We start from the raw sequence: 21,672 nt of genomic DNA on the forward strand, positions 1-21,672 counted from the left end.
CTCGCATTCCTGGAATGGAAGAAGCCGGCTTGTTCAGGCCGGCTGTCTCTTGTCGCTCAATTGCTCCGGCGGCGGCGCAGCTGGTCGAAGAACACGATCACGATGATCAGCAGACCGGTGATGATGCGCTGCCAGAAGGAGTTGACGTTCAGAAGGTTCGCGCCGTTATTGATGGTGGCGAGAATGAAGGCGCCGATCAGCGGGCCATGCACCGAGCCGACCGCGCCGAACAGGCTGGTGCCGCCGATGACGGAGGAAGCGATCGCCTGCAATTCCCAGCCGTCGGCCTGCGTCGCATTGCCGATGGCGATGCGCGAGGCAAGCAGCACGCCGACGAAGGCTGCGAAGGAGGCGGACAGGATATAGGCGAGGTAGATCATGCCCTTGACGTTGACGCCGGAAAGGCGCGCCGCCTCGGCGTTCGAACCGACCGCGAAGAGATAGCGGCCCCAACGGCTCAGATGCAGGAAGATGAAGGAGGGGACCGCCACCAGGATGACCATCCAGAACAGGCTCGGAATACTGAGCAGATCGGCGCGGGCGAAATTGCTGAAACCCTCATTGGTGATGTTGATCGTCGAACCGTTGGTAATCAGCAGGCCGATGCCGCGCAGCGATGTCAGGGTTGCCAGCGTGATGATGAACGGCGGCAGGCCCATATGGACGATGCCGAAGCCATGGAAGGCGCCGATCGCCACACCCATGAGCAGCGTCAGCGCGATCGCCCCCCAGACCGGCACGCCCGCCTGCAGCAGCCAGGCGATGATCACGGTGCAGAAGCCGACGATGGCGCCGACCGAAAGGTCGATGCCGGCGGTGATGATGACGAAGGTCTGGCCGAGCGCCAGGATCGCCGTCATCGCACCCTGACGCAGCAGGTTCGAGATATTGAGCGGCGTCCAGAAGCTCGGGGTGACGACGCCGAGCACGATCCAGAGGAAGATCAGCAGGCCGATCAGCGTCAGGCCGAACAGGATGTTCATTTTCCGGCGCGGCGGCGGCGCGACGATTTCGGTGGGGGTGGCAGTCATGAATTTTCTCCCTCTTATTCTTTTGGCTCAGACGCCGATCGCTTCGCTGAGCACTTCTTCATGCGTCGCCGCGTGATAATCATGGCTCGCGACGATTTTGCCGGCGCGGAAGACGTGCAGCCGGTCGGCCAGTTCGTAGACCTCGGGCAGATAGGAGGAGATCAGGATGATGCCGGCGCCGTCCTTCAGAAGCTTGGCGAACAGCCGGTAGATTTCCGCCTTGGTGCCGACGTCGACGCCGACTGTCGGCTCGTCGAAGATGAAAAGCCGGGCGCCATGGCTCAGCCACTTGCCGATGACGATCTTCTGCTGGTTGCCGCCCGACATGCTGGAGGCCGGAACGCGCCGGCTCGGCGTCTTGATGCTGAGATTGCGGATCTGCTGGTCGGCGTTGGCCGATTCGCGCGTGTGATTGATCACCGGCCCGTGGCTCAGCCGCCCGAACACCGGCAGGTTGATGTTGAGGCCGATCGGCAGGTTGAGGCAAAGCCCTTGGTCGCGCCGGCTTTCCGGCGCCAGCGCAATGCCGAGCTCCATCGCCGTGCGTTCGTTGCGGATGTTGACAGGCTTGCCCATCCATTCGACATCGCCTGCTGTCGTCGGCTGGCGGCCGTAGAGCCCGAGTGCGAATTCGCTGCGCCCGGCGCCGATCAGGCCGTAGAGGCCGACGATCTGTCCCGCCTTTACGCTGAGCGACACATCTTCGAAGCCCGGGCCGGAGAGGCCGTTGACCGTGAGGATCGTCTCGCCGATCGCAATCTTTTCCTTGTGGTAGATCTGTTCGATCGAGCGGTTGATCATCAGCGAGATCAGTTCGGCATCGTTGGTCTCGCCGATCAGGCGCGTGCCGACATGCGTGCCGTCGCGCAGCACCGAGACACGGTCGGCAAGCTCGAAGACTTCCTCCATGCGGTGGCTGATATAGACGATGGTGACGCCTTCGCCCTGCAGCCGGCGGATCAGCTTGAAGAGCTGCGCCGATTCCTGGCGGGTGAGATAGGCAGTCGGTTCGTCGAAGATCAGGAATTGCGTGCCGCGCATCGCTGCGCGTGCCGTGGCCACCAGCTGCTGTTGGCCGATGGTCAGCGAGCTCAACAGCGCACCGGCCGGCAGGCCGAAGCCGAGATCGTCGAGCACGGCCTGCGCCATCTTCTCCATCTGCTTCTTGCGCATCAGGCCGAAGCGGTTGACTTCGTCGCCGAGGAAGAGATTGGCGGCGACCGTCAGGTGCCGGCAGAGCACGACTTCCTGGTGCACGGCGTTGATGCCGCGGGCGATCGCCTCGTTCGGCGTCGCCAGCCCCACCGGCTGGCCGCACCACAGCACTTCGCCGGCGGTGCGGGTGATGACGCCGGTCAGCAATTTGATGAGGGTGGATTTGCCGGCGCCGTTTTCACCGACGATGGCGTGGATTTCGCCGGCGAGAAAGGTCAGCGTCGCTGGCTTCAGCGCCTGCACATGACCGTAATTCTTCTGCAGGCCCTTGAGTTCGAGGATAGGCGATCCGGCGGGAATTCGATTGGCTTCTTTCAGCGTCGCACTGTCATCATGGCGATGACTGACCTCTTCCAGTCCGATCATGGGACCTCTCCTCCTTGTGTCGCGTCTGCTCTCCATCCCCCGCAAAACATAGCACGGATGGAAAAAGCCGCGCCGGTTTTTGAAGCCGGCGCGGCTTGTCTGTCGTTATTACTTGATCTTCGGGTTCAGCAGCGCGTCGATCTTCGGGTCGGCCATATTAGCCTTGGTGACGAGGTTTGCACCGGTGTCGACATTCTCTTCGACCTTCTCGCCCTTGGAGACGGCAAGCGCGGTCTTCACGCCGTCATAACCCATGCGGTAGGGGTCCTGAACGACGAGGCCGGCAATCGCACCATCCTTGAGGAAGCCGACCGTCTTGTCGTCGCTGTCAAAGCCGATGACCTTGATCTTCTCGCCGAGCTTGTTTTCGGCAATCGCCTGGCCAACGCCCTGCGCCATGATCAGGTTCGAGGCGAAGATGCCGACGAGGTTCGGGTTTGCCGTGATCAGGTCGGTCATCATGTTGAGGCCGGTCGTTGCCTGGCCGTCGCCGTACTTGTCGGCAATGACCTTCAGGCCCGGATACTTGGTCTTCACCTGATCCAGGAAGCCTTCGCGGCGCTGTTCCAGCGAGCCGACGCCCGGAAGGTTGGTGAGGATGACGACTTCGCCCTCTTCCTTGCCGGTGGCGCCCTTGATAGCGGCAGCCAGACCGTCAGCGGCGATGCGGCCGCCCTGAACGTTGTCGGTCGTCAGGAACGACTTGAACGCCTTGGAGTCGGCGCCTGAGTCGATGCCGATGATCGGAACCGACTTGGCCGCTTCATCGATCGGCTTGCCGAGCGCCTTGAATTCGGTCGGCGAAATGACGACAGCGGCCGGCTTGCCGGCAACGGCGTTCTCCAGAATGCTGATCTGGCCGTTGACGTCGGATTCGGCCTGTGCGCCGAGTTCCGGCACGTTGACGCCGAGATCCTTGCCGGCCTTGCGGGCGCCGGCGAGAACGATCTGCCAGTAGAAGGACGTCGTGTCCTTGACGATGATCGGGATCGTCACGTCGGCTGCAAACGACGGTGCCGGCATCGCCGAGGCGATAACTGCGGCGCCCGCAAGCGCGGTAAAGGCGCGGCGGGACAGAAGGGATTTCACGAAACTCATAAGGGTTCTCCTCTCAGGGTGCGTTCTCCTCCGAATAAATCGACCGCTGAACGCAGGCGGACGATTTTTATCGATAAAAAACATTTGCCAGGTGAAGCTAGCCGAGGCGCAATCAAATTGCAAGAGCGCCAAACAGGCTTTTTTTCTTCGGTAAACTCCCGCCAAGCAACTGATTTTATTCCAATACAACGATACCCTAAAATAGGGATCAGGCTTGATCGACCTCGTGCGGATGGACGACGCCCTTTTTCAAAATCAGGTTGCCGTACAGCCGAAATTCCGTCGTCGCGACGATGTAGGTCGCCTTGCGGGCCATCGCGTAAAACGCAAAACGCTCCACCGGCACGATGCGGAAATCGCCGGCGTGCTTGGAAACGATCTGCTGGAATTCGGTGCAGACCTCCGGCATCGCATCGGGATCGCCGACCACCTCCATCCGCCACGCCGCTTCCGGCACGAAAGTGTCGAGCGGCATATGGGTCAGGATGGCCGCGGCCATGTCAGTGGCGCTGACGCCGTCGGCGCGAATGACCGGCGGGCCCATCGAGCCCGAGGGAAAATTGGCGTCCGATATGACGATATCGTCGCCATGTCCCATGGTCTTCAATGCATGGAGCAGGTCGGGGCCAAGCAGCGGATGAATACCCTTGAGCATAATCTCTCCTCAGACTCGCACAGCTTCGGCGCCGAGCGGCGGCGCGACCAGCGTATAGGGTTCGAATTCGGCGTAGATCGCGTCGGCAAGCCGCGGCTCGACGATCTCCATGTTGCGCGTCAGGCTCGACGGCTTCGCCGTGCCGATCAGGACCGATGCGACGATCGGTTCGCGCAGCGGAAACTGCAGGGCGGGCGCTGCCAGCGGCACGCCGTGGCGTTTGGCGATCGCCTCCATCGCGCCGACTTTGGCAAGCACATCGTCATCAGCCGGCATATAGTCGAAATGCGAACCCGGTACCGGACCGGTGGCGAGGATGCCGGAGTTGAAGACGCCGCCGACGACGAGCGACGTGCCCTTCTGCCGGCAAAGCGGCAGCAGTTCGGCGACGGCCGAGCGGTCGAGCAGCGTGTAGCGGCCAGCCATCAGGATGCAGTCGAGATCGGAATGGCGCATAACGTCGAGGCAGACCGGCACTTCGTTGACGCCGAGGCCGAAGGCGGAGATCGCGCCAGACGACTTGAGTTCCTCCAGCGCCTTCACGCCGGAATCGAGAAACTGCTTCTGGTGGACCGCATTCTTCGCCGCGCCATGCGTGTAGACGCCGAGATCGTGCACATAGAGAATATCGATGCGGTTGAGTCCGAGGCGGGCATAGCTGAATTCGACCGAGCGCATGATGCCGTCATAGGAATAGTCGTAATCGGCATCGAAGGAGAGCGGGTCGACATAGCTGTAGTCGGGCACCTTGCCGGTCGGCACCGGCCGAAGCAGCCGGCCGACCTTGGTAGAAAGCACGTAACTGCCATCCGGCTGGTCGCGCAGGAAATCGCCGACCCGCCGTTCGGCAAGGCCGAGCCCATACCAGGGCGCCACATCGAAATAGCGGATGCCGCTATCCCAGGCCGCCTGCAGCGTGTCCATCGCCACCTCGCGCGGGCATGCGCGGTAGAGACCGCCGAGAGCGGCCGCACCGAAGCTGATTTCGGTCACCTCCAGCTTGGTCTTGCCGATCTGTCTCGTCTTCATCATTCCTCCTCACGAAGAAGCTGAACTATCTGGAGCAATCCCAGGAAAAGTGTGAAGCGGTTTTCCGTCCGGGATTGCGTACTTCAAATCAATCCCAGGAAAAGTGTGAAGCGGTTTTCCGTCCGGGATTGCGTAAAAACAAAGATTACAGCGTCGCACCCAGATGCCACGGCACGAATTCATTGTCGCCGTAGCCGAAGAGCTCGCTCTTGGTCTTCTTGCCTGATGCCGTATCGACGATGAGGTCGAAGATCTCGCGGCCCTTGCCGCTGATCGTCGCGTCACCCGTGGCGATCGTGCCGCAATCGATGTCCATATCCTCTTCCATCGAGGCATAGAGCGCCGAATTGCTGGAAAGCTTCAGCGACGGCGCCGGCCGGCAACCGAAGCAGCTCCCGCGGCCAGTGGTAAAGGCGATCATGTTCGCCCCGCCGGCCACCTGGCCGGTCGCCGAGACCGGGTCGTAGCCGGGCGTGTCCATGAAGACGAGGCCGGGGGCCGTGACCCGCTCGGCATAACCATAGACCGCCGTCAGCGGCGAACGCCCGCCTTTGGCAACCGCGCCGAGCGACTTTTCGAGGATGGTTGTGAGGCCACCGCGCTTGTTGCCGGGCGAGGGGTTGTTGTCGAGCGAGGCGCCGTGCAGGGCGACGTAATCTTCCCACCAGGCGATCTTGTCGTCGAGCTTCTTTGCCACCTCATCGCTGACGGCGCGGCTGCGCAACAGATGTTCCGCACCATAGATTTCCGAGGTTTCCGACAGGATCGCCGTGCCGCCGGCCGCCGCCAGCAGGTCGGCCGCAACACCCAGCGCCGGATTGGCGGTGATGCCGGAAAAGCCGTCGGAGCCGCCGCATTGCAGGCCGATGATGATCTCCCCGATCGACATCGGCACGCGCTTTTCCTTGCCGACATCGGCGGCGATTTCGCGCAGCATGCCCATGGCGCGCTCGACAGCACGGCGCGACCCGCCGGCGTCCTGGATGTTGAAATGCCGCTTCGAAGCGCCGGCACCACTCTGGCCGTAGAGCGTCAGCTGGTTGACCTCGCAGCCGAGGCCGATCATCAACACGCCGCCGAAATTCACGTGCCTTGTATAGCCGGCGAGCGTCCGGTGCAGCACGTTCATGCCGTCGCCGGTCGAGCTCATGCCGCAGCCCTGGTCGTGCACGATCGGCACGAAACCGTCGATGCCTTCATAATGCGGCAGGATCGTCCGGTTCGCCTCGTCGGCGATTGCCCGGCAGACCGTGGTGGAACAGTTCACGCTGGCGATGATGCCGATATAGTTGCGCGTTGCCGCCCGCCCGTCGGCGCGGCGATAGCCCATGAAGGTGCGCCCGACGTCGTCGGCTGTCGCCGCTTCCGGCGCCGAATTGGCGGTTGCCGCCAGCCGGTCGTTTTCGAAATGCAGGTTGTGGCTGTGCACATGGTCGCCGGCCTTGACCTCGGCCGTCGTGCGGCCGATCGCCTGTCCGTATTTGACCACGGGTCCCCCGAGCGGAATATCCGCTATCGCCACCTTGTGGCCGGGGTCGATCTTCTCACGGGTCTGAATGCCGGCAACCGTCGAACCCGGCGCGATTGCCGCCGTTGCGACCGCGACATTGTCGCCGGCCGAAAGGATGATCCAAGGCAGTTTGTCCAATTTATTCTCCCTGGGAAAGGCTCGCTGCATCGGCGAAAGCGCATTGATTTTGTTTTTTATCTACAATAAACATTTTCAAGTCAACGGGAATATTGATCCTGTGGACGAGGGAGGCAATGAGCCGCAGGCGACCGGAAATAAGCTAAAGGTCGTTTGAACAAGCCCCGATTTTTCTGCCCTGCTGGAGAGCGGGCGGTGGATACGAGGGCGGAAAGCGGGGTCTGGTGGCAAGGCAGAATACGGTCTTCAAGGAAGCCTACAACAGGTATGCCGTAGCCCTGCGCACGGATACGGCGCTGCCGTCGGAACCGGAGATCGCCGCCCAACTCGGCGTCAGCCGCTCGACGGCGCGCGCCATCCTGACACGGCTCAGCGAAGAAGGCATCATCCGCTGGAACAAACGCCAGAAGATCGTGCTGCGCCAGCCGACTGACCATGATCTCTTTCCCTCCGAAGAAACCGACTCCCTGCATGATATCATCGAGCGCAGCTTCATGCAGCGCATCCTTGCCGATGATGCAGCACCCGGCATGCAGATCAACGAGTTAGAGCTTGCCCGCGAGATCGGCACCGGCACCACCAGCGTGCGCGAGTTCCTGATCCGCTTCTCCCGCTTCGGCCTCATCGAGAAACGCCCGAACAGCCACTGGACGCTCAAAGGGTTCACCCGCGAATTCGCCCTCGAACTTGCCGATGTGCGCGAAATGTTCGAGCTGCATTCCGCCGCCGAATTCGGCCGGCTTCCCAGGGATAATCAAAGCTGGGCCGATCTTGCCGCTATGCGCGACGAACATCACGCCATGCTTGCCGACATCAACCAGCGCTTCAAGGATTTCTCCGTCCTCGACGAACGCTTCCACTTGCTGATCCACCGCGCCTCGAAGAACCGCTTCATCGCCGATTTCTACGACGCGATCGCCATCGTCTTCCACTATCACTACCAGTGGAACAAGACTGCCGCCCGCCAGCGCAACGAGCGCGCCATCCACGAACATCTGGATTATATCGCAGCGCTGGAATCCGGCGATCAGGCCGCAATCGGAATCGCCTGCCGCGCCCATCTGCATTCCGCCCGCCAGACTCTGCTGCAATCCCTGCCGCAAGTCGCGACAGAGAGCGCCTGAGCGGGGGACATCTCGGCCCAGAGATCGCCGATGCCAGCCCCTCATCCGCCTGTGGGCACCTTCTGCCCGTAAACGGGGCGAAGGGGATATGTCGCGACCTCTCCGTCCCTCTATCGCGTTTCGTATGGCATGTCCCCTCTCCCCGTCAGAACGGGGAGAGGGTTAAGGTGAGGGGCTGATGTTGTTCGATACGGCGGATGGCACCGGCATCATGAAACATTTCGATGTTTAAGCCGTTATCGCGCTTATGACCGACGCTAAACTCAAACCGAAATCGGTCGACGGCACCGAACCGCACGGTGCCGGGAACTCACCTCCAGAGACGGCATCGACTGTCGAGGTCATGCCGCCACCAGATGCCATCGAGCCCGATCCGGAGTTGACGCCTGAAGAGGCCGAGCAGGCGCGCAAGCGGTATCTGCTCAAACGTTTCTGGATCAGCGCGCGCCGTTACTGGGGCCGCGGTGGCGACAAGTTCGCTTGGCCCTTCTCGATCGGGCTATTGGCCCTGATCGGCATGAATGTCGGCTTCCAGTACGGAATCAATCTGTGGAACCGCGGGATCTTCGACGCCATAGAGCGACACGATGCCGGCACCGTCTATTTCCTGAGCGCCGTATTCGTGCCGCTCGTGCTCGGAACTGTCGCCATTGTCACCATACAAGTCGCCGTTCGCATGATGATCCAACGTCGCTGGCGTTCCTGGCTGACAACATCAGTCATCGCGCGCTGGCTCGCAAATGGCCGTTACTATCAGTTGAATCTCATCGGCGGCGACCACAAGAACCCCGAAGCGCGCATTTCCGAGGATTTGCGGATTGCCACCGAAGCACCCGTCGATTTCATCGCCGGCGTCATTTCCGCATTTCTGGCAGCCTCGACCTTCATCGTGGTGCTCTGGACGATCGGCGGGGCTCTCACTCTGCCGATCGCAGGTTTCACCGTTACCATTCCCGGCTTTCTCGTCGTCACTGCGGTCCTCTACGCCGCGATCACCTCTACTTCGATGGCGGTCATCGGCCGCTATTTCGTCCACGTCTCCGAGGCCAAAAATCAGGCTGAAGCCGAGTTTCGCTACACGCTGACGCATGTCAGGGAAAACGGCGAGAGTATCGCGCTTCTCGGTGGCGAAGAGGAGGAGCGTAACGACCTCGATAAGACCTTCGCCAATGTGCTCAGGCAATGGGCGCTGCTTGCCCGCCAGCACATGCGCACGACGCTTGTTTCGCATGGGTCGATGCTGATTGCGCCAGTCGTCCCGGTCCTGCTTTGCGCACCAAAATTTCTCGAAGGCAGCATGAGCCTCGGACAGGTCATGCAGGCCGCCTCTGCTTTTGCCATCGTTCAGGGCGCGTTCGGCTGGCTGGTCGACAACTATCCCCGTCTTGCCGATTGGAATGCCTGTGCACGGCGCATCGCCTCGCTGATGATGTCGCTCGACGGGCTGGAGCGCGCCGAACAGAGCGACTCGCTCGGGCGCATCAAGCATGGTGAAACCGAAGGCGAGGCGATGCTCAGCCTCAACGATCTCTCCGTGTCGCTTGACGATGGCACCGCCGTGGTGACGGAAACCCGGGTCGAAATCGAGCCCGGCGAGCGGGTGCTTGTGTCCGGTGAATCCGGGTCGGGCAAGAGCACGCTGGTGCGGGCCATCGCGGGTCTTTGGCCGTGGGGTAGCGGTAGCGTCAATTTCCACGCCGACAGACAATTGTTCATGTTGCCGCAACGGTCCTATATCCCGTCCGGGACGCTTCGCCGCGCCGTCGCCTATCCCGGCGCCGCCGATACCTGGCCGCTGGATGAGATCAAGTCGGCCCTCGACAAGGTGGGATTGGATTATCTGAACGACAAGATCGAGGAAGATGCGCCTTGGGACCAGACCTTGTCGGGTGGCGAAAAGCAGCGGCTCGCATTTGCGCGTCTGCTGCTGCACCAACCCGATATCATCGTGCTGGATGAAGCAACGGCAGCACTCGATGAGAAGAGCCAGGATAAGATGATGCAGATGGTGATCGATGAATTGCCTGAGGTCACCATCCTAAGCGTCGCGCATCGCGCTGAGCTGGAAGTCTTCCATAGCCGCAAGATCACGCTCGAGCGGCGCGAGGGCGGCGCAAAGCTTGTCAGCGATATCGATCTGATTAAGCGCAAGAGAAAACGGAACTTGCTGTCACGCGTTTTGGAGAAGCGCCGCTCCCCGCCAAAAGGCAGTACGACCTCGAATGAAGGCGGCACCGTCCCCGAATAGAAACTCGCCGTTTGACCACAAAACCATCAATCACCTGACGAAGGCTCTGCGCTCGCAATTTGATCCAGATTGTCGATCAGCCGCGTCAGCAGATCTGCAAGTTGCTCCGCTTCCGCATCCGTGAAGCCGGTCAAGGCCTCTTTATTCCCTTCGAACAAAGCCGCAATCGCCTCCGGCATGCTGTGCTGTGCAGCCTTGGTCAGCACGATACGGCTGCTGCGACCGTCAGCCGGGTCGCGTGTCCGCTCGATCAAGCCATCCCTCTCCATGCGTGCGAGCATCTGCGCCATCGGCGGTTGCTCGATCCTGGCAAAGCGGGCGAGGTCGCGTTGCGTGCTGGCCTTGCCATTTTGCAGCGCGACCAGCACAGGCAACTGGCCGACACCGAAGCCGAGCGGTTTAAGGCGTGACTCGCTGAGGCGGGCGAACCCCCGCGCCGCAAGACTGATGAGATGCCCCGGCGTTGAAAGCACGTCTTCGTCCATTCCGCTCGACCCCTTGCCTGCGCTTGACCGCAAGATACATATGTACATATGTAACTTGATGCGCGGCACGAGGCAATGGCGTTTCGATGCCGCACAGCGAATGTTTCAATCTCCACCGAGGAAACGATATGTCTGAAAATGACGTCGAAATGATCAAGCGCATCTATGCCAGCTTCAACGCCAGAGACATCGACGCTGTGCTTGCCATGCTTTCCGATGATGTCGCCTGGGCTAACGGCATGGATGGTGGCCATGTTCATGGTCGTGAGGCTGTACGCGATTATTGGACACGCCAATGGGCCGTCATCAGTCCACACGTCGAGCCGGTCGCATTTGAAGAAACGCCAGATGGCGCCTTCGCTGTCGAGGTGATCCAATCGGTCTTCGACCTCCATGGCCGGCCGCTGGAAGGGCAAAGTCATGGCCTTAAGGACAAGACGGTGACGCATATTTTTCGCATGGAAGGCGACAAGATCGTCCGCTTCGATATCCGGGATGGCCTGTAGGCTGGTACTCCCTATGCGGGGATGAGCGCTCCCGTTGCGACGCGCCATTGTCAGACCCGCCTTTCGGCCGTCGGCGGCTTGTGCGTTCAATTCCCGCTTAGCCGGCGGTATCTGCTCAGAGCTTGCGCGCTTCCAGACGCCGCTTGTCGCGCTCGACATAGTTGGAGCCCAGCTCTGTCAGACGGAATTGGCGTTTCTGAAATTCCCCGCGGATCAAGATGAAGCCTTGCTCCTCGGCTTCGCTCAATGTCTTCAGGCTGGTGCCTTTGGGGGGAGACTGCCAAGCCATGCCATCGGCGCTGTGCAGCAAGACCATGATCTTTATAATTTTGTTTCTCCATGGCTGATGCTTACAGCCGGGCTGCATCGCTTCAGCAATCCGCTTGTTCCGTATTCTTGACTTGGCACCATCCAGGAGAAGCCCATTGATTTAAAAGGATTAATTTTGGCCAATCCGGAGTTTCGCAAAAGCTATTGTATAAAAGCTCCAATAGTCTTGGTCAATTCATCACTCCGTCCCAACAGGTTTGGTCATGCCTGGCGGTTGGCCCGATTGCGCTTATTTCCATTGAATCCCGACATCAGCGGCGCATAGTACCGACGTTCCCGGCTTTGCCGGTTGAACGTAGGGGGAGCCGGTGCATGTCAGCAAATCTCGACGATATCCGTAACCAGCAACGTGAGACCTGGGACAAGTTTTCTGCCGGCTGGAAGAAATGGGACAGCCTGGTTCTCAGCTGGCTCGCCCCGTTTGGTGACGCGATGCTCCGGCGCGCAAATCTCTCCAACGGTTTCAGCGTGCTCGACATAGCAGCTGGCACTGGCGAACCCGGCCTGACGGCGGCGGCGGCAATCCCCGAGGGTCATGTTGTCGTCACCGATCTCTCGGAAAATATGCTGACTGCTGCCGCCGAAAATGCGGCCAGACGTGGCCTCAAAAACTTCGAAACTCGCCTATGCGATGCGGGAACGTTGCCTTTTGCCGATGCCAGTTTCGACGCCGTCCTGTGCCGGTTTGGGTTTATGTTCTTCCCTGACATCGCTGCCGCCGCCAAGGAGATGGCACGCGTGGCAAAACCCGGTGCGCGCGTCTGCGCCGCAGTCTGGAGCGTGCCTGCCAAAAATTCATGGGCGACCACGGTCATGGGTACGATTGCCCGCCACGTGGAAATGCCCTCGCCACCACCCGGAGTTCCGGGCCTGTTCCGCTGCGCGGAGGAAGGCATGATGGTCGAGACCTTCAGTGAGGCGGGCCTTCTCGATCTCGCCGAGGAAGAAGTGTCGGCGATGATGGTTCACGATACCCCGGAGCGCTACTGGGACTTCATGACCGAGATCGCCGCGCCTGTTGTCGCCGGACTATCCAGGGCAGATGCGGCAACACGGGAGAAAATCCGTCGCGAGGTTCTGGAGCTAGCGCTCCAATCCGTCAGTGATGGCAAGGTTCGCCTTCGCTCAACGGCAACGGTAGTCATAGGCACGCGATAGCCCCAAGACCTCGTCGACAACGACGGTGAACGGCGCGGTGGCGTCGATGACGACGCCACACTTCGGAATATCCTCTTTCGTTGCACGCAATCACACAATCAGCTCCCTTTCGGCAGGCATGTCACAACATGATCCCGTATTGCCGCAGCACTTTCCAAAGGCGACGTGAATGTCACATCCAACGTCAGCGCGTTTGGGTGCGGGATATTGAGAACCACGGCCTGTTGGCTTCGGCTCCTCGACGTCTCGACGTCGGTCGTTTTCAAGTGGTCGCGCCGTGCGGGAGCCGAAACGCGACGCGCCAATTCTTCTTCGGCACACAGCAATCTCACCGGAACGAAGACCGCGGCGCGCTGTCTGGCGGCTTCGACGAACTGCTCGCAGGTCCGTGTGCTCCGCTCATCGCCTTCGACACCGGCATGGGTGAAAATGAAATTCGCCGACGGGCCGCTATAGGCGGTGATCGCATCCAGGACGGCCTGCCGGACTCTGCCGGTGTACTCCCATATGCCCTTCGGCAGCGGAGCGGTCCCCTCCTCGTCGAGGAGGCGCAAGATCGGGTTGTTGAACCAGTGATTATCGACGACCTTTGCTGATATAAGCGAGCCGAGTTCTTTGGCGATTGTCAGCTTGCCGACGCCCGGAAACCCCAAGAGCAACACGAAAACACTCATCGTTCGACAACTCTCCCAACACAATCCATCGGTGTGAAAACACAGCATTTCTGCGCTTCCACGAGCTGAACCGCTTAATGCGATGCCGCCTCGCTGGCGACAGCCGTCCCCTCGCGTTTCTGGCTCGGCCCGACCGGGATCAGCCAGGTGGTGAAAAAGGTCAGCACCGCAACGACGACCACGCCCCAGAAGCTCCAGTGCAGCGCCGCATTGAAGATCGAGCGGATGGCCGGATCGGCGGCGAGGGCCGAGAGCCCGGTCGGCTGGTTCAGCGCCTCGTGCAGGCCGGCCGCCGCCTCGCCGCTCGCATAATGGTTGATGCCGGCATTGAGGATGGCGCCGAGCACGGTGGCGCCGAGCGTATTGCCGAGGCTGCGGGAAAAGATGATCGAGGCCGTGGCGCTGCCGCGCATCGACCATTCGACGCTGTCCTGCACCAGCACGATGCTGGTGAGGCTGATGAGACCCATGCCGAAGCCCATGAAGAAGGAGCCGGCGCCGGCAACGATCGGCGAGCTTTCCTGTGTCAGGAACAACAGGAAACAGGCGCCGAAGGGAAACATCAGGCTGCCGACGCGCAAGGTACGCTGGATGCCGAAGGCCCTGTAGAAACGGCCGGAGAGCATCACCGCCAAGGGCCAGCCGACAACGAGCATGGTGAGCGTGAACCCCGCGACAAGAGGCGAGCGGCCAAGTACGCCCTGCACGTAGAGCGGCAGGATCGTCGAAAGCCCGATCAGCGCCATGCCGGCCAGCAGCGTCGCCGCATTGCTGGTCGCAATCAGCCTGCGGCTCCAGAGCGGGATCGAGATGATCGGCTCCGGCGCCCGCTTCTCCTGGGCGAGAAAGAGGATGCCCGCGATCACGAAGACGGCGAAAAGCGAAATCAGGATCCAGGCGCTGGCATCGGTTTCCGTCAGCATGACGAGAAGTGCGACGATCGAGATCGAAAACAGCACTGATCCGAGGTAATCGATCTTTGCCTGCTTGTGCGCCACGTCCTCCTTGAGGAAGACCATGAAGGCGATGATCGAGATGACGCCGATCGGCAGGTTGATCCAGAAGATCCAGGCCCAGGAGATGTTGTCGACGATGATGCCGCCGGCCAGCGGCCCGACGACAGCCGACGTCGCCCAGACGGTCGCCATGAAGCCCTGCACGCGGCCGCGCTCCTCGAGCTTGAAGAGATCGCCGATGATCGTCGTCGTCACCGGCTGGATGGCGCCGGCGCCCAGCCCCTGCAGCAGCCGGAACAGCACCAGCGACATCATCGACCAGGCAAGCCCGCAGAGCAAAGAGCCGACCAGGAAGATCAGGATGCCGCCGATCAGCACCGGCTTGCGCCCGAAAATGTCGGAAAGCTTGCCGTAGATAACAGTCGTCGTCGACTGCGCCAGCAGGAAGGCCGAAAACACCCAGCTATAATAGGAAAAGCCGCCGAGCTCCCCGACGATGCGCGGCATCGCGGTCGCTACGATCGTCGCCTCGATCGCCACCATGAAGGTCGCGAGCATGATGGTGGCGACGATAAGCACGCGGTTCGAGCGTTGCGCTGCATTCGACATGACGATCCTCTTCGGGTGCTCCGCAGATGCCGGAAATATCGGCAGGCTGGCGAGATGTGGGGCGATGCGCCGCTTGCGGAGTGATGCCGTCCTTTTACGACCTCAAGCCCGGCCGGTAAAGCAGGCCGCGACCGGTTTCTGACAGCACCGGTTGTTTTCGCGGGATGTCAGGGAAGTTTCGGCCGAAAGCGAAGGCCCGGTCCCATTCCGCTCCCGGCCTCGTTTTTTCCGAAGGAAAGGCGATAATCACCTCATCCTCATTGCGGGCATGCCTCGCCCAGCGAGCCGGTATCCGCGCTTCCGCCGGTGCAACCCGGCGTCTGTTGCAGGTTGGGATTGACCCCGCCTGGATTGATCGTGCTGCGGCCGCTGTTGAGATCGACGCCGCCATTGCCCGTCGTGCTGCCGGTGGTGCCGGGATCGGTTCCGACAGACCCTGTGCCTGTTGCACCGCCGCCGACAGACCCGGTGCCAGCCGACCCGGCCCCAGCGGAACCGGCGCCCGAACTCCCCGATCCGCCGATAACAGGCGCCACCGAAAGCCGCCCGTTGGCATCCGCACCCCCGGCCGTCTGCGCTAGCGCCGAGCCGGCCAGACCGATCGAAAGCAGTGATATCGCGATGAACTTGCAGGACATGATTTTCTCCATGCTTGTTGTCTCAAGGGGAGAACCTGCGTGGCGGGGGCTTGTTCCTGTCGGAGTTGCGGTTTTCACGGTCGTTTGATTGGAGGCAGATAACGGCCTGGGCGACTACTGGACCTGTATCTCCATGATGGGCAGAGAAAGTGGGCTGTCGAGGCTCGAAATTTTCTTTGAAGTCAGATCGCCCGCAGCATCGGAATTGTATCGTGCCGGCTATGCAGATCGGCGCTCGTCCTCGCGCGCATCTGAATCATTCACACGCGTCGCTGTCAGCTTGTATCCGAGAGCTGCAGCTACACCGATGAGCGTTGAAAGCTTTGGGTCGCCTTTCTCACTGAGCGATTTGTACAGAGCCTCGCGAGTAACGCCGGCATCCCGGGCGACTTGTGACATGCCGCGAGCTTTCGCAACAACGCCCAATGCGTGCGCGATATAACCTGCGTCACCGCTTTCAAACGCATCTTCAATGAGATGGGTTTGAGATTCTTCGGTATCCAGAAACTCGGTTGCGTCAAAAGGGATGATTTCAAGCGCCATCTCATATCTCCTTGGACATTTCGATCGCTCGCCTAATGTCCCGCTCCTGGCTGCCCTTGTCGCCCCCCAACAGGAGAATAACGACAACGCTGCCCTGCATTGCAAAATACAAACGGTACCCAGGACCGTAGTCGAGCCTCAATTCCCCGATGCCATCGAAGAATTTGTGGTCACCCAAATTGCCAGCCTCCGCACGAACGATGCGAGTGACAATCAAGGAACCTAAGCATTTTTCACATAAAGCTTCTAAAATCGTAGATATTGTCTACGATGTTCGGATTCTGCTGGATGATGTCAGCAAATATCTTTGAATAGACCAGCGTGACCGGGAGTTTTTTGTAGAGCGTATTATTGTTCCAGTCCATTTTCGTCAGACCAATAATACCTGCACAAGTGTCGTGCCATCCTCCCTCTCCAGCGAAGCGGCGAACCAGAACCGGCGACGGGGTCGGTTTCAAGGCTCCTTCCTTATAAATGTCGTACGCCGAGTTTTTCAGATTCACGCCCCGGACGCTGCCCTGCGTCCACAGGAGCGCCTCATTCTTCTCCACGGGAATATAAGTTCCGCGGGTTACTGGGTATCCGATTGGCTGTGGCGGCTTCGATGTATTGAACCTGATGCCTTTCCAGCTCACACCTTTTACGATCTGCACTAGCTCGACCTCTGTCCCGTCACGGAAGCTGTCCAGCGCCCCGAGTATTTCCTCCTCCTTGAATTCTGTGTTCTTGTGAATCGTCACCTTCTTCGGCAGTTTGCCAAAATATCCGCGCTGATAGATTTCAAGGCTACGCGAGAGAACTGACTGCATTTCGTAATACGACAGATAGGGGTTTTTGCTCCTGTCCTGTGTATACTCGCGAGCATCATAAGCAACAAACTGAAATCCGGTGCCGTCCGGGTCGAACACCTGGCTGCAGCAAGTGCTGTATTCCATACCAGACGAAAGCCGCTTCATGGCATAGCTGATACCGATGAACGCTTCCTCGGGATTAAGTCCTGTTAGCTTCCACGGCACGCCTCCAGCCTTCGCATACAGGGCAACACTGAGGCCCCACATCACGTTTGACCGGCAAGCCCTTTCGAAACTCGACTGACGAAGAATCTGAACGGGAATACCTGAAGGCGCACAAAACGCCTTCAGGTAGTCGTGGAAATTAAAGCCCTCGTCCTCGAAGCAAGCTGCCCAGTTCGGCGGGAGATATATGAGTGCGACATCGAAGCTTGAGCGGATTGCCCGCAGCTGAGCGATACATTGAAACAGGCCCGCCGCAAGCGCACGTTTGTCCTGCCTCTGGGCGTGGCCGTCCAACTCATCCGGAAACGAGAACACAAGCCGGTCATCGACCGGCGCAATCGGAATCCGGAAGACCTTCTCGAAGCCCGGATAATCCGGGTAGTATGCTGGAACCTCGCGTGTTTTCGCGATGCCGCCCAGCTCGGTTACAAGACCGCGCAGCTGCCGAATTTTAGTGCTCGGAGCGAGCAGCGCGAAACGAACGGTCGCGGGCGTTCCGTACTTGAGGCCATAGGGACCGTGATCGATCAGTCCGCGTAGCGGGTGCTTATCGAGGCCGCCCTGCGCGAACATCAAATCCGGCTCGGGGATCGTGGTGAAGCCGGGGAGCTCGCTGCTGTGCTCGGTCATGATGCGAGCCTGCGTGTGAATGCCGTTCGCGCTCCGATGGTGAAGGACGGCGTTTCGACAGAGGTTCCTCCTTCGTAAGCCGATATTTTGAAGGCGGTTTTGCGGTCGTGTTTGCCGAACAGCACGGAAAGCCATGCGTCCAGAATGTCATTGTAGACGTTATTGTACCTGTCCCCGCGGCGCTTATCGAGGAATGTCCCGGCCTCAGGGCGAGCCCGCGGCGGCCAAACCCAAATATCGGGATCGAGGAGTAGCCAGTTCCTTCCATCGACAATTTGGAACGAGACGCGCAACGCTTCAGCCCAGGAGACTTGTTCGGCGTGCGGATGCTCAATATCCACGGGCGCAAAAATCCCTGCCATCCGGCCCGACGTTTTGCCGACGGCCTTCTGCAAAGGCTCTAGCGCGGATTGATCGCTGCTATGAGAATCGGCGATAAGGTAGGAGCCCGCCTTCGTTGTGCGAGTAAGAAGTGGCCTGTCACGCACAAGCGCATGGGACATCGCTTCTTCGAGAAACTGCTTGATGTAAAGATGATTGTCCGTGTCGGCAATCTTGGCCGAAATGTCCTGAGGGGATACCGAGACGATGTCGGGGAAATGCCCGCGAACCAGCGCCTCCTCGCCCCAGCACATGACCGTATCGGACTTCGTAAAGATAAGCCTGCCATCATTGACACTTGCAGCGGTCCGCAGATCGCTCCATTCCTTCGGAGATTTAAAAGTGAGCGCCTGGCACTCTCCCGGCATCCCCATAATCGGCAGCGCGTTCATTCGGACGATTTGGCCTTTTCCAGGGCCAGGCATGGGGATGCTGACGCTGGCGCGGGAGATCTTCTGAACCTTCGCGTCGATGGCGAGCTCTTTACCATCGATATTGCGCCAGAACCGGAGCATGAGGGCATCGAAGGTTTCGACTTCGACAAAGGACGCGTTAACACCAGCTGCCCTTGCGTCTTCGAGCAGAAGCTCGACCGCTGGCAGTACAGGAGCCTTTTTCATCCCTGTCCAGAAGAGGCCGTGGGGAAATGGATTTGGTGTTGAAAGCGCCGAACGCAGGAGATTCATAACGCTCTCGTCGCGACCGCTGTAGCCCGCCACGATAAACCCGAACCGGTTCGCAGCATTGACAAGCGCTTTAGACAAATCCTTGTTCTGCGCGGCAAGATCGCTGCGCAGGTTCTTGATGCTGTCGTATCGGAAGTCGCCGTGCAGTTTACAGTAAAAGGGAAACTCTTCGTTGCTCACGGCACTATTGGCCGACGCTGCTCCTTCGAGGTGATATGCGGACAGCGACCTGCCACTGACTTCCGCCACAGCGCGCTCGACGACACTGTCGAAATTTGTCGTGAAAACGGCGCGGGTTCGTCCCGTAGAGAGAAGTGCGCCAAGAACCCGGTTCCCAATCGAAAGCGTGACTTTATCTTCCGATAGGAAAGCGGTCAGATATTGGCGCTGCCGCTCCTTGTCCTCCCCAAAGATATTTTGAAAGTAAGTGTGTATTCTCCAGGGTCGCCCTCCGCGGGATAACCCTTTGACAGCATGTAGCTTTGAATCCGCGACCTGATTGCTCCGAGCTGAACATCCTGCCGGGAAATGTCTTGGCTCTCCTCGCGGCAATATTGCCGCCGCTTCAGGTCCCAAATAATGTCCCATGCCGTCGGCAATCCTGCGACGGCGGAAGTTCCTGCGCCGATGAACCACGCAAATTGCTGCGGCTTAGCGCAGAAGATACTCGTGAGTTCATATTGATCGGTCATGGCGCTCTTTTCCGGCGCGGCGACTCGTTCGCAGCCCTCCGCATGATAAAGTGGACAGAATTGGTGTGCATTGTCGCCCGAGCAAGGTGAAGAAGTCAGGCAATCCACAGTTATGCACGGCTCAAATCCGGAAGAACTCGGATTCGGCTATTTTTACCCATGGTTCATCTATACCGAAGCGCTGAAAGAGCGAGAAGCTCTAATCAATCCACGTCGTACTATGGAATTCAAAGGCGCGCCCTTTGCAACGAAGTAATCCGCATCCGCGGGCAGCGAGCTGTTTTGGAGCTGCTGGTGATGGGCGGCGGGGCTACTCCTGCCGGAGTTCCCAGTTTTGTTCGGAAGTGGCGCACCCGACAGGATTCGAACGCTCAGTTCGTCTTATGAGTAGTCTTCGAGACAGCTGGCCTGCATGAATTAATGTCCAATCGGCAGTTTGTTACCCATTGCGTTACCCAGGGCTGAAAGTCAGACCCCAATTTCCGGTAATGCACAGCCTAAGTTCTTGAAAAGAAATGGTGCCGCTTGCAGGACTCGAACCTGCGACCCCATCATTACGAATGATGTGCTCTACCACCTGAGCTAAAGCGGCCCCTCACGGCCGAAGCATGCGGCCTGCGATTTGCATGGCGCTGATACAGGCATTGTTGGAAGATTTCAAGCACCCTGTCATGGCTTTGGCAAAAAAGAGGGGAGGCGCGGGAAGGGCGCCTCAGAGCGCCAGCCGGGTGCGCGCCGCCCTGTATTCGGCCTCCAGCCGGTCGACGAGTTTGGACACGGGCTCGACGGCCTTGACGGCGCTGATGCCCTGGCCGCTGCCCCAAATGTCCTTCCAGGCCTTGGCGCCGCCGACAGCCTGCTCGAAATCCATCTTCGAGACATCGGCTAAGGGCAGGTTGTCGGGGTCCATGCCGGCAGCGAGGATCGAGGGTTTCAGATAGTTGCCGTGCACACCGGTGAAATAGTTGGAATAGACGATATCGCCAGCGGCGCCTTCGACGATCGCCTGCTTGTAGGCGTCCGCGGCGCGGGCTTCCTCAGTGGCGATGAAGGGCGAGCCGATATAGGCCATGTCGGCGCCCATCGCTTCTGCGGCAAGGATCGCGCCGCCGGTGGCGATGGCGCCGGCCAGCAGCAGCGGCCCGTCGAACCATTCGCGGATTTCCTGGACAAGCGCAAAGGGCGACAGCGTGCCGGCATGGCCGCCGGCGCCGGCCGCCACCGCAATCAGCCCGTCGGCGCCCTTGCGGATGGCCGAATGGGCATGGCGGTTATTGATGATGTCATGCAGCACGATGCCGCCATAGGAATGCACGGCGGCGTTCACTTCGGGCACCGCGCCGAGCGAGGAGATGACGATCGGCACCTTGTATTTGACGCAGAGCGAGAGGTCGTGCTCCAGCCGCTTGTTCGACATGTGGACGATCTGGTTGACGGCAAAGGGCGCGGCCGGCCGCTCCGGATGGGCGGCGTCGTGGCGGGCAAGCTCCTCGGTAATCTCCGCCAGCCATTCGTCGAGCTGGCTTTCCGGCCGGGCGTTCAGCGCCGGAAATGCTCCAACGATGCCCGCCTTGCATTGCGCCAGCGTCAGCGCCGGATGCGAGATGATGAACAGCGGCGAGCCGATGACCGGCAGTCTCAATCTGTCCTTGAGGATCGGGGGCAGGGCCATGGCTCATCGCTTCCATTGACGTTTACGAAAACGTCAATCTCATAACAGAGATGAAAAGGCGATAAAAGAGCGGCTGCCATGCCTTCGTCGATTTCAGCCCGAATATATACGTCCGAGAAAGCTAATAGAATAAGGCCCACAAGCGGTGAAACCTGCCGATATCCCCGCCGATCGATGGTGGCCCACCCTCGCAAGGCTTGCGGTTTGCCGCACTTGACGCTACCGAATTTTGATGGAGAACGGCGGGGATTGCAGTCCGATGCCGAATTCAAGGTGAAGGAC

At 60.0% G+C, this 21,672-nt stretch carries 21 protein-coding genes and 1 tRNA gene; 4 read left to right on the forward strand and 18 right to left on the reverse strand.

The window, feature by feature from the left end:
* Positions 1–56: 56 nt before the first annotated feature.
* The 6 genes from AC244Q_RS00785 to AC244Q_RS00810 all read right to left on the reverse strand — a co-directional run bounded on the left by AC244Q_RS00785 (position 57) and on the right by AC244Q_RS00810 (position 7,042).
* Complete coding sequence (locus AC244Q_RS00785) at positions 57–1,031, reverse strand: ABC transporter permease (RefSeq protein WP_003545129.1); 975 nt, start codon at positions 1,029–1,031, stop codon at positions 57–59.
* A gap of 27 nt (positions 1,032–1,058) precedes the next feature.
* Positions 1,059–2,612 carry a sugar ABC transporter ATP-binding protein gene (locus AC244Q_RS00790; RefSeq protein WP_017995932.1) on the reverse strand — a complete coding sequence of 518 codons (1,554 nt, stop codon included), beginning with the start codon at positions 2,610–2,612 and terminating at the stop codon, positions 1,059–1,061.
* Between the two features lie 108 nt (positions 2,613–2,720).
* Positions 2,721–3,710 (reverse strand): ABC transporter substrate-binding protein, encoded by a 990-nt coding sequence (locus tag AC244Q_RS00795; protein ID WP_017995933.1) that lies wholly within the window; start codon positions 3,708–3,710, stop codon positions 2,721–2,723.
* A 208-nt stretch (positions 3,711–3,918) separates the two neighbouring features.
* Positions 3,919–4,365 carry an RbsD/FucU family protein gene (locus AC244Q_RS00800; protein WP_012755889.1) on the reverse strand — a complete coding sequence of 149 codons (447 nt, stop codon included), beginning with the start codon at positions 4,363–4,365 and terminating at the stop codon, positions 3,919–3,921.
* A 9-nt stretch (positions 4,366–4,374) separates the two neighbouring features.
* Positions 4,375–5,394, reverse strand: coding sequence for an aldo/keto reductase (locus AC244Q_RS00805; protein WP_128407479.1), 1,020 nt, complete (start codon positions 5,392–5,394; stop codon positions 4,375–4,377).
* 145 nt (positions 5,395–5,539) lie between these two features.
* On the reverse strand, positions 5,540–7,042 hold the full coding sequence (locus AC244Q_RS00810; RefSeq protein WP_012755891.1) for a UxaA family hydrolase: 1,503 nt from the start codon (positions 7,040–7,042) through the stop codon (positions 5,540–5,542).
* A gap of 224 nt (positions 7,043–7,266) precedes the next feature.
* Here AC244Q_RS00810 and AC244Q_RS00815 point away from each other — a divergent pair, with 224 nt between their 5' ends.
* Complete coding sequence (locus AC244Q_RS00815) at positions 7,267–8,166, forward strand: GntR family transcriptional regulator (RefSeq protein WP_128407478.1); 900 nt, start codon at positions 7,267–7,269, stop codon at positions 8,164–8,166.
* A gap of 247 nt (positions 8,167–8,413) precedes the next feature.
* Positions 8,414–10,414 (forward strand): ABC transporter ATP-binding protein/permease, encoded by a 2,001-nt coding sequence (locus AC244Q_RS00820; protein ID WP_128407477.1) that lies wholly within the window; start codon positions 8,414–8,416, stop codon positions 10,412–10,414.
* Between the two features lie 26 nt (positions 10,415–10,440).
* On the opposite strand, the gene AC244Q_RS00825 is transcribed toward AC244Q_RS00820, so the two are convergent.
* Positions 10,441–10,899: a MarR family winged helix-turn-helix transcriptional regulator gene (locus AC244Q_RS00825; RefSeq protein WP_128407476.1), complete on the reverse strand. Its 459-nt coding sequence runs from the start codon at positions 10,897–10,899 to the stop codon at positions 10,441–10,443.
* Between the two features lie 128 nt (positions 10,900–11,027).
* Here AC244Q_RS00825 and AC244Q_RS00830 point away from each other — a divergent pair, with 128 nt between their 5' ends.
* Positions 11,028–11,405: a nuclear transport factor 2 family protein gene (locus AC244Q_RS00830; protein WP_128407475.1), complete on the forward strand. Its 378-nt coding sequence runs from the start codon at positions 11,028–11,030 to the stop codon at positions 11,403–11,405.
* A 115-nt stretch (positions 11,406–11,520) separates the two neighbouring features.
* Here the strand turns inward: AC244Q_RS00830 and AC244Q_RS00835 are convergent, their stop codons facing one another.
* Positions 11,521–11,721 carry a hypothetical protein gene (locus AC244Q_RS00835; protein ID WP_128407474.1) on the reverse strand — a complete coding sequence of 67 codons (201 nt, stop codon included), beginning with the start codon at positions 11,719–11,721 and terminating at the stop codon, positions 11,521–11,523.
* Between the two features lie 326 nt (positions 11,722–12,047).
* Between AC244Q_RS00835 and AC244Q_RS00840 the strand changes: the two genes are divergently transcribed.
* Positions 12,048–12,893 (forward strand): class I SAM-dependent methyltransferase, encoded by an 846-nt coding sequence (locus AC244Q_RS00840; protein ID WP_128407473.1) that lies wholly within the window; start codon positions 12,048–12,050, stop codon positions 12,891–12,893.
* 98 nt (positions 12,894–12,991) lie between these two features.
* Here AC244Q_RS00840 and AC244Q_RS00845 read toward each other — a convergent pair whose 3' ends face one another.
* The 10 genes from AC244Q_RS00845 to AC244Q_RS00890 form a co-directional block, all read right to left on the reverse strand.
* Positions 12,992–13,567, reverse strand: a complete 576-nt coding sequence (locus tag AC244Q_RS00845) for an AAA family ATPase (RefSeq protein ID WP_128407472.1) — start codon at positions 13,565–13,567, stop codon at positions 12,992–12,994.
* Positions 13,568–13,641: 74 nt separating this feature from the next.
* Positions 13,642–15,132, reverse strand: coding sequence for an MDR family MFS transporter (locus AC244Q_RS00850; RefSeq protein ID WP_012755900.1), 1,491 nt, complete (start codon positions 15,130–15,132; stop codon positions 13,642–13,644).
* Positions 15,133–15,389: 257 nt separating this feature from the next.
* A complete protein-coding gene (locus tag AC244Q_RS00855) occupies positions 15,390–15,770 on the reverse strand; it encodes a hypothetical protein (protein WP_128407471.1) in 381 nt (126 codons plus the stop codon).
* A 219-nt stretch (positions 15,771–15,989) separates the two neighbouring features.
* Entirely contained in the window at positions 15,990–16,313 is a 324-nt protein-coding gene (locus AC244Q_RS00860; protein ID WP_128407470.1) for an addiction module antidote protein, read from the reverse strand.
* 1 nt (position 16,314) lies between these two features.
* Positions 16,315–16,530, reverse strand: coding sequence for a type II toxin-antitoxin system RelE/ParE family toxin (locus tag AC244Q_RS00865; RefSeq protein WP_313905171.1), 216 nt, complete (start codon positions 16,528–16,530; stop codon positions 16,315–16,317).
* Positions 16,531–16,546: 16 nt separating this feature from the next.
* Positions 16,547–17,959, reverse strand: a complete 1,413-nt coding sequence (locus tag AC244Q_RS00870) for an argonaute/piwi family protein (RefSeq protein WP_128407469.1) — start codon at positions 17,957–17,959, stop codon at positions 16,547–16,549.
* Positions 17,956–19,275 (reverse strand): SIR2 family protein, encoded by a 1,320-nt coding sequence (locus AC244Q_RS00875; protein ID WP_245460616.1) that lies wholly within the window; start codon positions 19,273–19,275, stop codon positions 17,956–17,958. The genes AC244Q_RS00870 and AC244Q_RS00875 overlap by 4 nt, the downstream gene beginning before the upstream one ends.
* 125 nt (positions 19,276–19,400) lie before the next feature.
* Positions 19,401–19,718, reverse strand: a complete 318-nt coding sequence (locus AC244Q_RS00880; protein WP_245460614.1) for a hypothetical protein — start codon at positions 19,716–19,718, stop codon at positions 19,401–19,403.
* A 516-nt stretch (positions 19,719–20,234) separates the two neighbouring features.
* A tRNA-Thr gene (locus AC244Q_RS00885) sits at positions 20,235–20,310 on the reverse strand.
* A 120-nt stretch (positions 20,311–20,430) separates the two neighbouring features.
* Positions 20,431–21,390 carry an NAD(P)H-dependent flavin oxidoreductase gene (locus tag AC244Q_RS00890; RefSeq protein WP_128407467.1) on the reverse strand — a complete coding sequence of 320 codons (960 nt, stop codon included), beginning with the start codon at positions 21,388–21,390 and terminating at the stop codon, positions 20,431–20,433.
* Positions 21,391–21,672: the final 282 nt, after the last annotated feature.

Source organism: Rhizobium sp. CB2179 (genome assembly GCF_057653455.1).

Coding starts and splice junctions, on each gene's coding strand:
- AC244Q_RS00785 (WP_003545129.1), bottom strand. CDS start 1,031: ATGACTGCCACCCCCACCGAAATCGTCGCGCCGCCGCCGCGCCGGAAA.
- AC244Q_RS00790 (WP_017995932.1), bottom strand. CDS start 2,612: ATGATCGGACTGGAAGAGGTCAGTCATCGCCATGATGACAGTGCGACG.
- AC244Q_RS00795 (WP_017995933.1), bottom strand. CDS start 3,710: ATGAGTTTCGTGAAATCCCTTCTGTCCCGCCGCGCCTTTACCGCGCTT.
- AC244Q_RS00800 (WP_012755889.1), bottom strand. CDS start 4,365: ATGCTCAAGGGTATTCATCCGCTGCTTGGCCCCGACCTGCTCCATGCA.
- AC244Q_RS00805 (WP_128407479.1), bottom strand. CDS start 5,394: ATGAAGACGAGACAGATCGGCAAGACCAAGCTGGAGGTGACCGAAATC.
- AC244Q_RS00820 (WP_128407477.1), top strand. CDS start 8,414: ATGACCGACGCTAAACTCAAACCGAAATCGGTCGACGGCACCGAACCG.
- AC244Q_RS00825 (WP_128407476.1), bottom strand. CDS start 10,899: ATGGACGAAGACGTGCTTTCAACGCCGGGGCATCTCATCAGTCTTGCG.
- AC244Q_RS00830 (WP_128407475.1), top strand. CDS start 11,028: ATGTCTGAAAATGACGTCGAAATGATCAAGCGCATCTATGCCAGCTTC.
- AC244Q_RS00835 (WP_128407474.1), bottom strand. CDS start 11,721: ATGGTCTTGCTGCACAGCGCCGATGGCATGGCTTGGCAGTCTCCCCCC.
- AC244Q_RS00840 (WP_128407473.1), top strand. CDS start 12,048: ATGTCAGCAAATCTCGACGATATCCGTAACCAGCAACGTGAGACCTGG.
- AC244Q_RS00845 (WP_128407472.1), bottom strand. CDS start 13,567: ATGAGTGTTTTCGTGTTGCTCTTGGGGTTTCCGGGCGTCGGCAAGCTG.
- AC244Q_RS00850 (WP_012755900.1), bottom strand. CDS start 15,132: ATGTCGAATGCAGCGCAACGCTCGAACCGCGTGCTTATCGTCGCCACC.
- AC244Q_RS00855 (WP_128407471.1), bottom strand. CDS start 15,770: ATGTCCTGCAAGTTCATCGCGATATCACTGCTTTCGATCGGTCTGGCC.
- AC244Q_RS00860 (WP_128407470.1), bottom strand. CDS start 16,313: ATGGCGCTTGAAATCATCCCTTTTGACGCAACCGAGTTTCTGGATACC.
- AC244Q_RS00870 (WP_128407469.1), bottom strand. CDS start 17,959: ATGACCGAGCACAGCAGCGAGCTCCCCGGCTTCACCACGATCCCCGAG.
- AC244Q_RS00880 (WP_245460614.1), bottom strand. CDS start 19,718: ATGACCGATCAATATGAACTCACGAGTATCTTCTGCGCTAAGCCGCAG.
- AC244Q_RS00890 (WP_128407467.1), bottom strand. CDS start 21,390: ATGGCCCTGCCCCCGATCCTCAAGGACAGATTGAGACTGCCGGTCATC.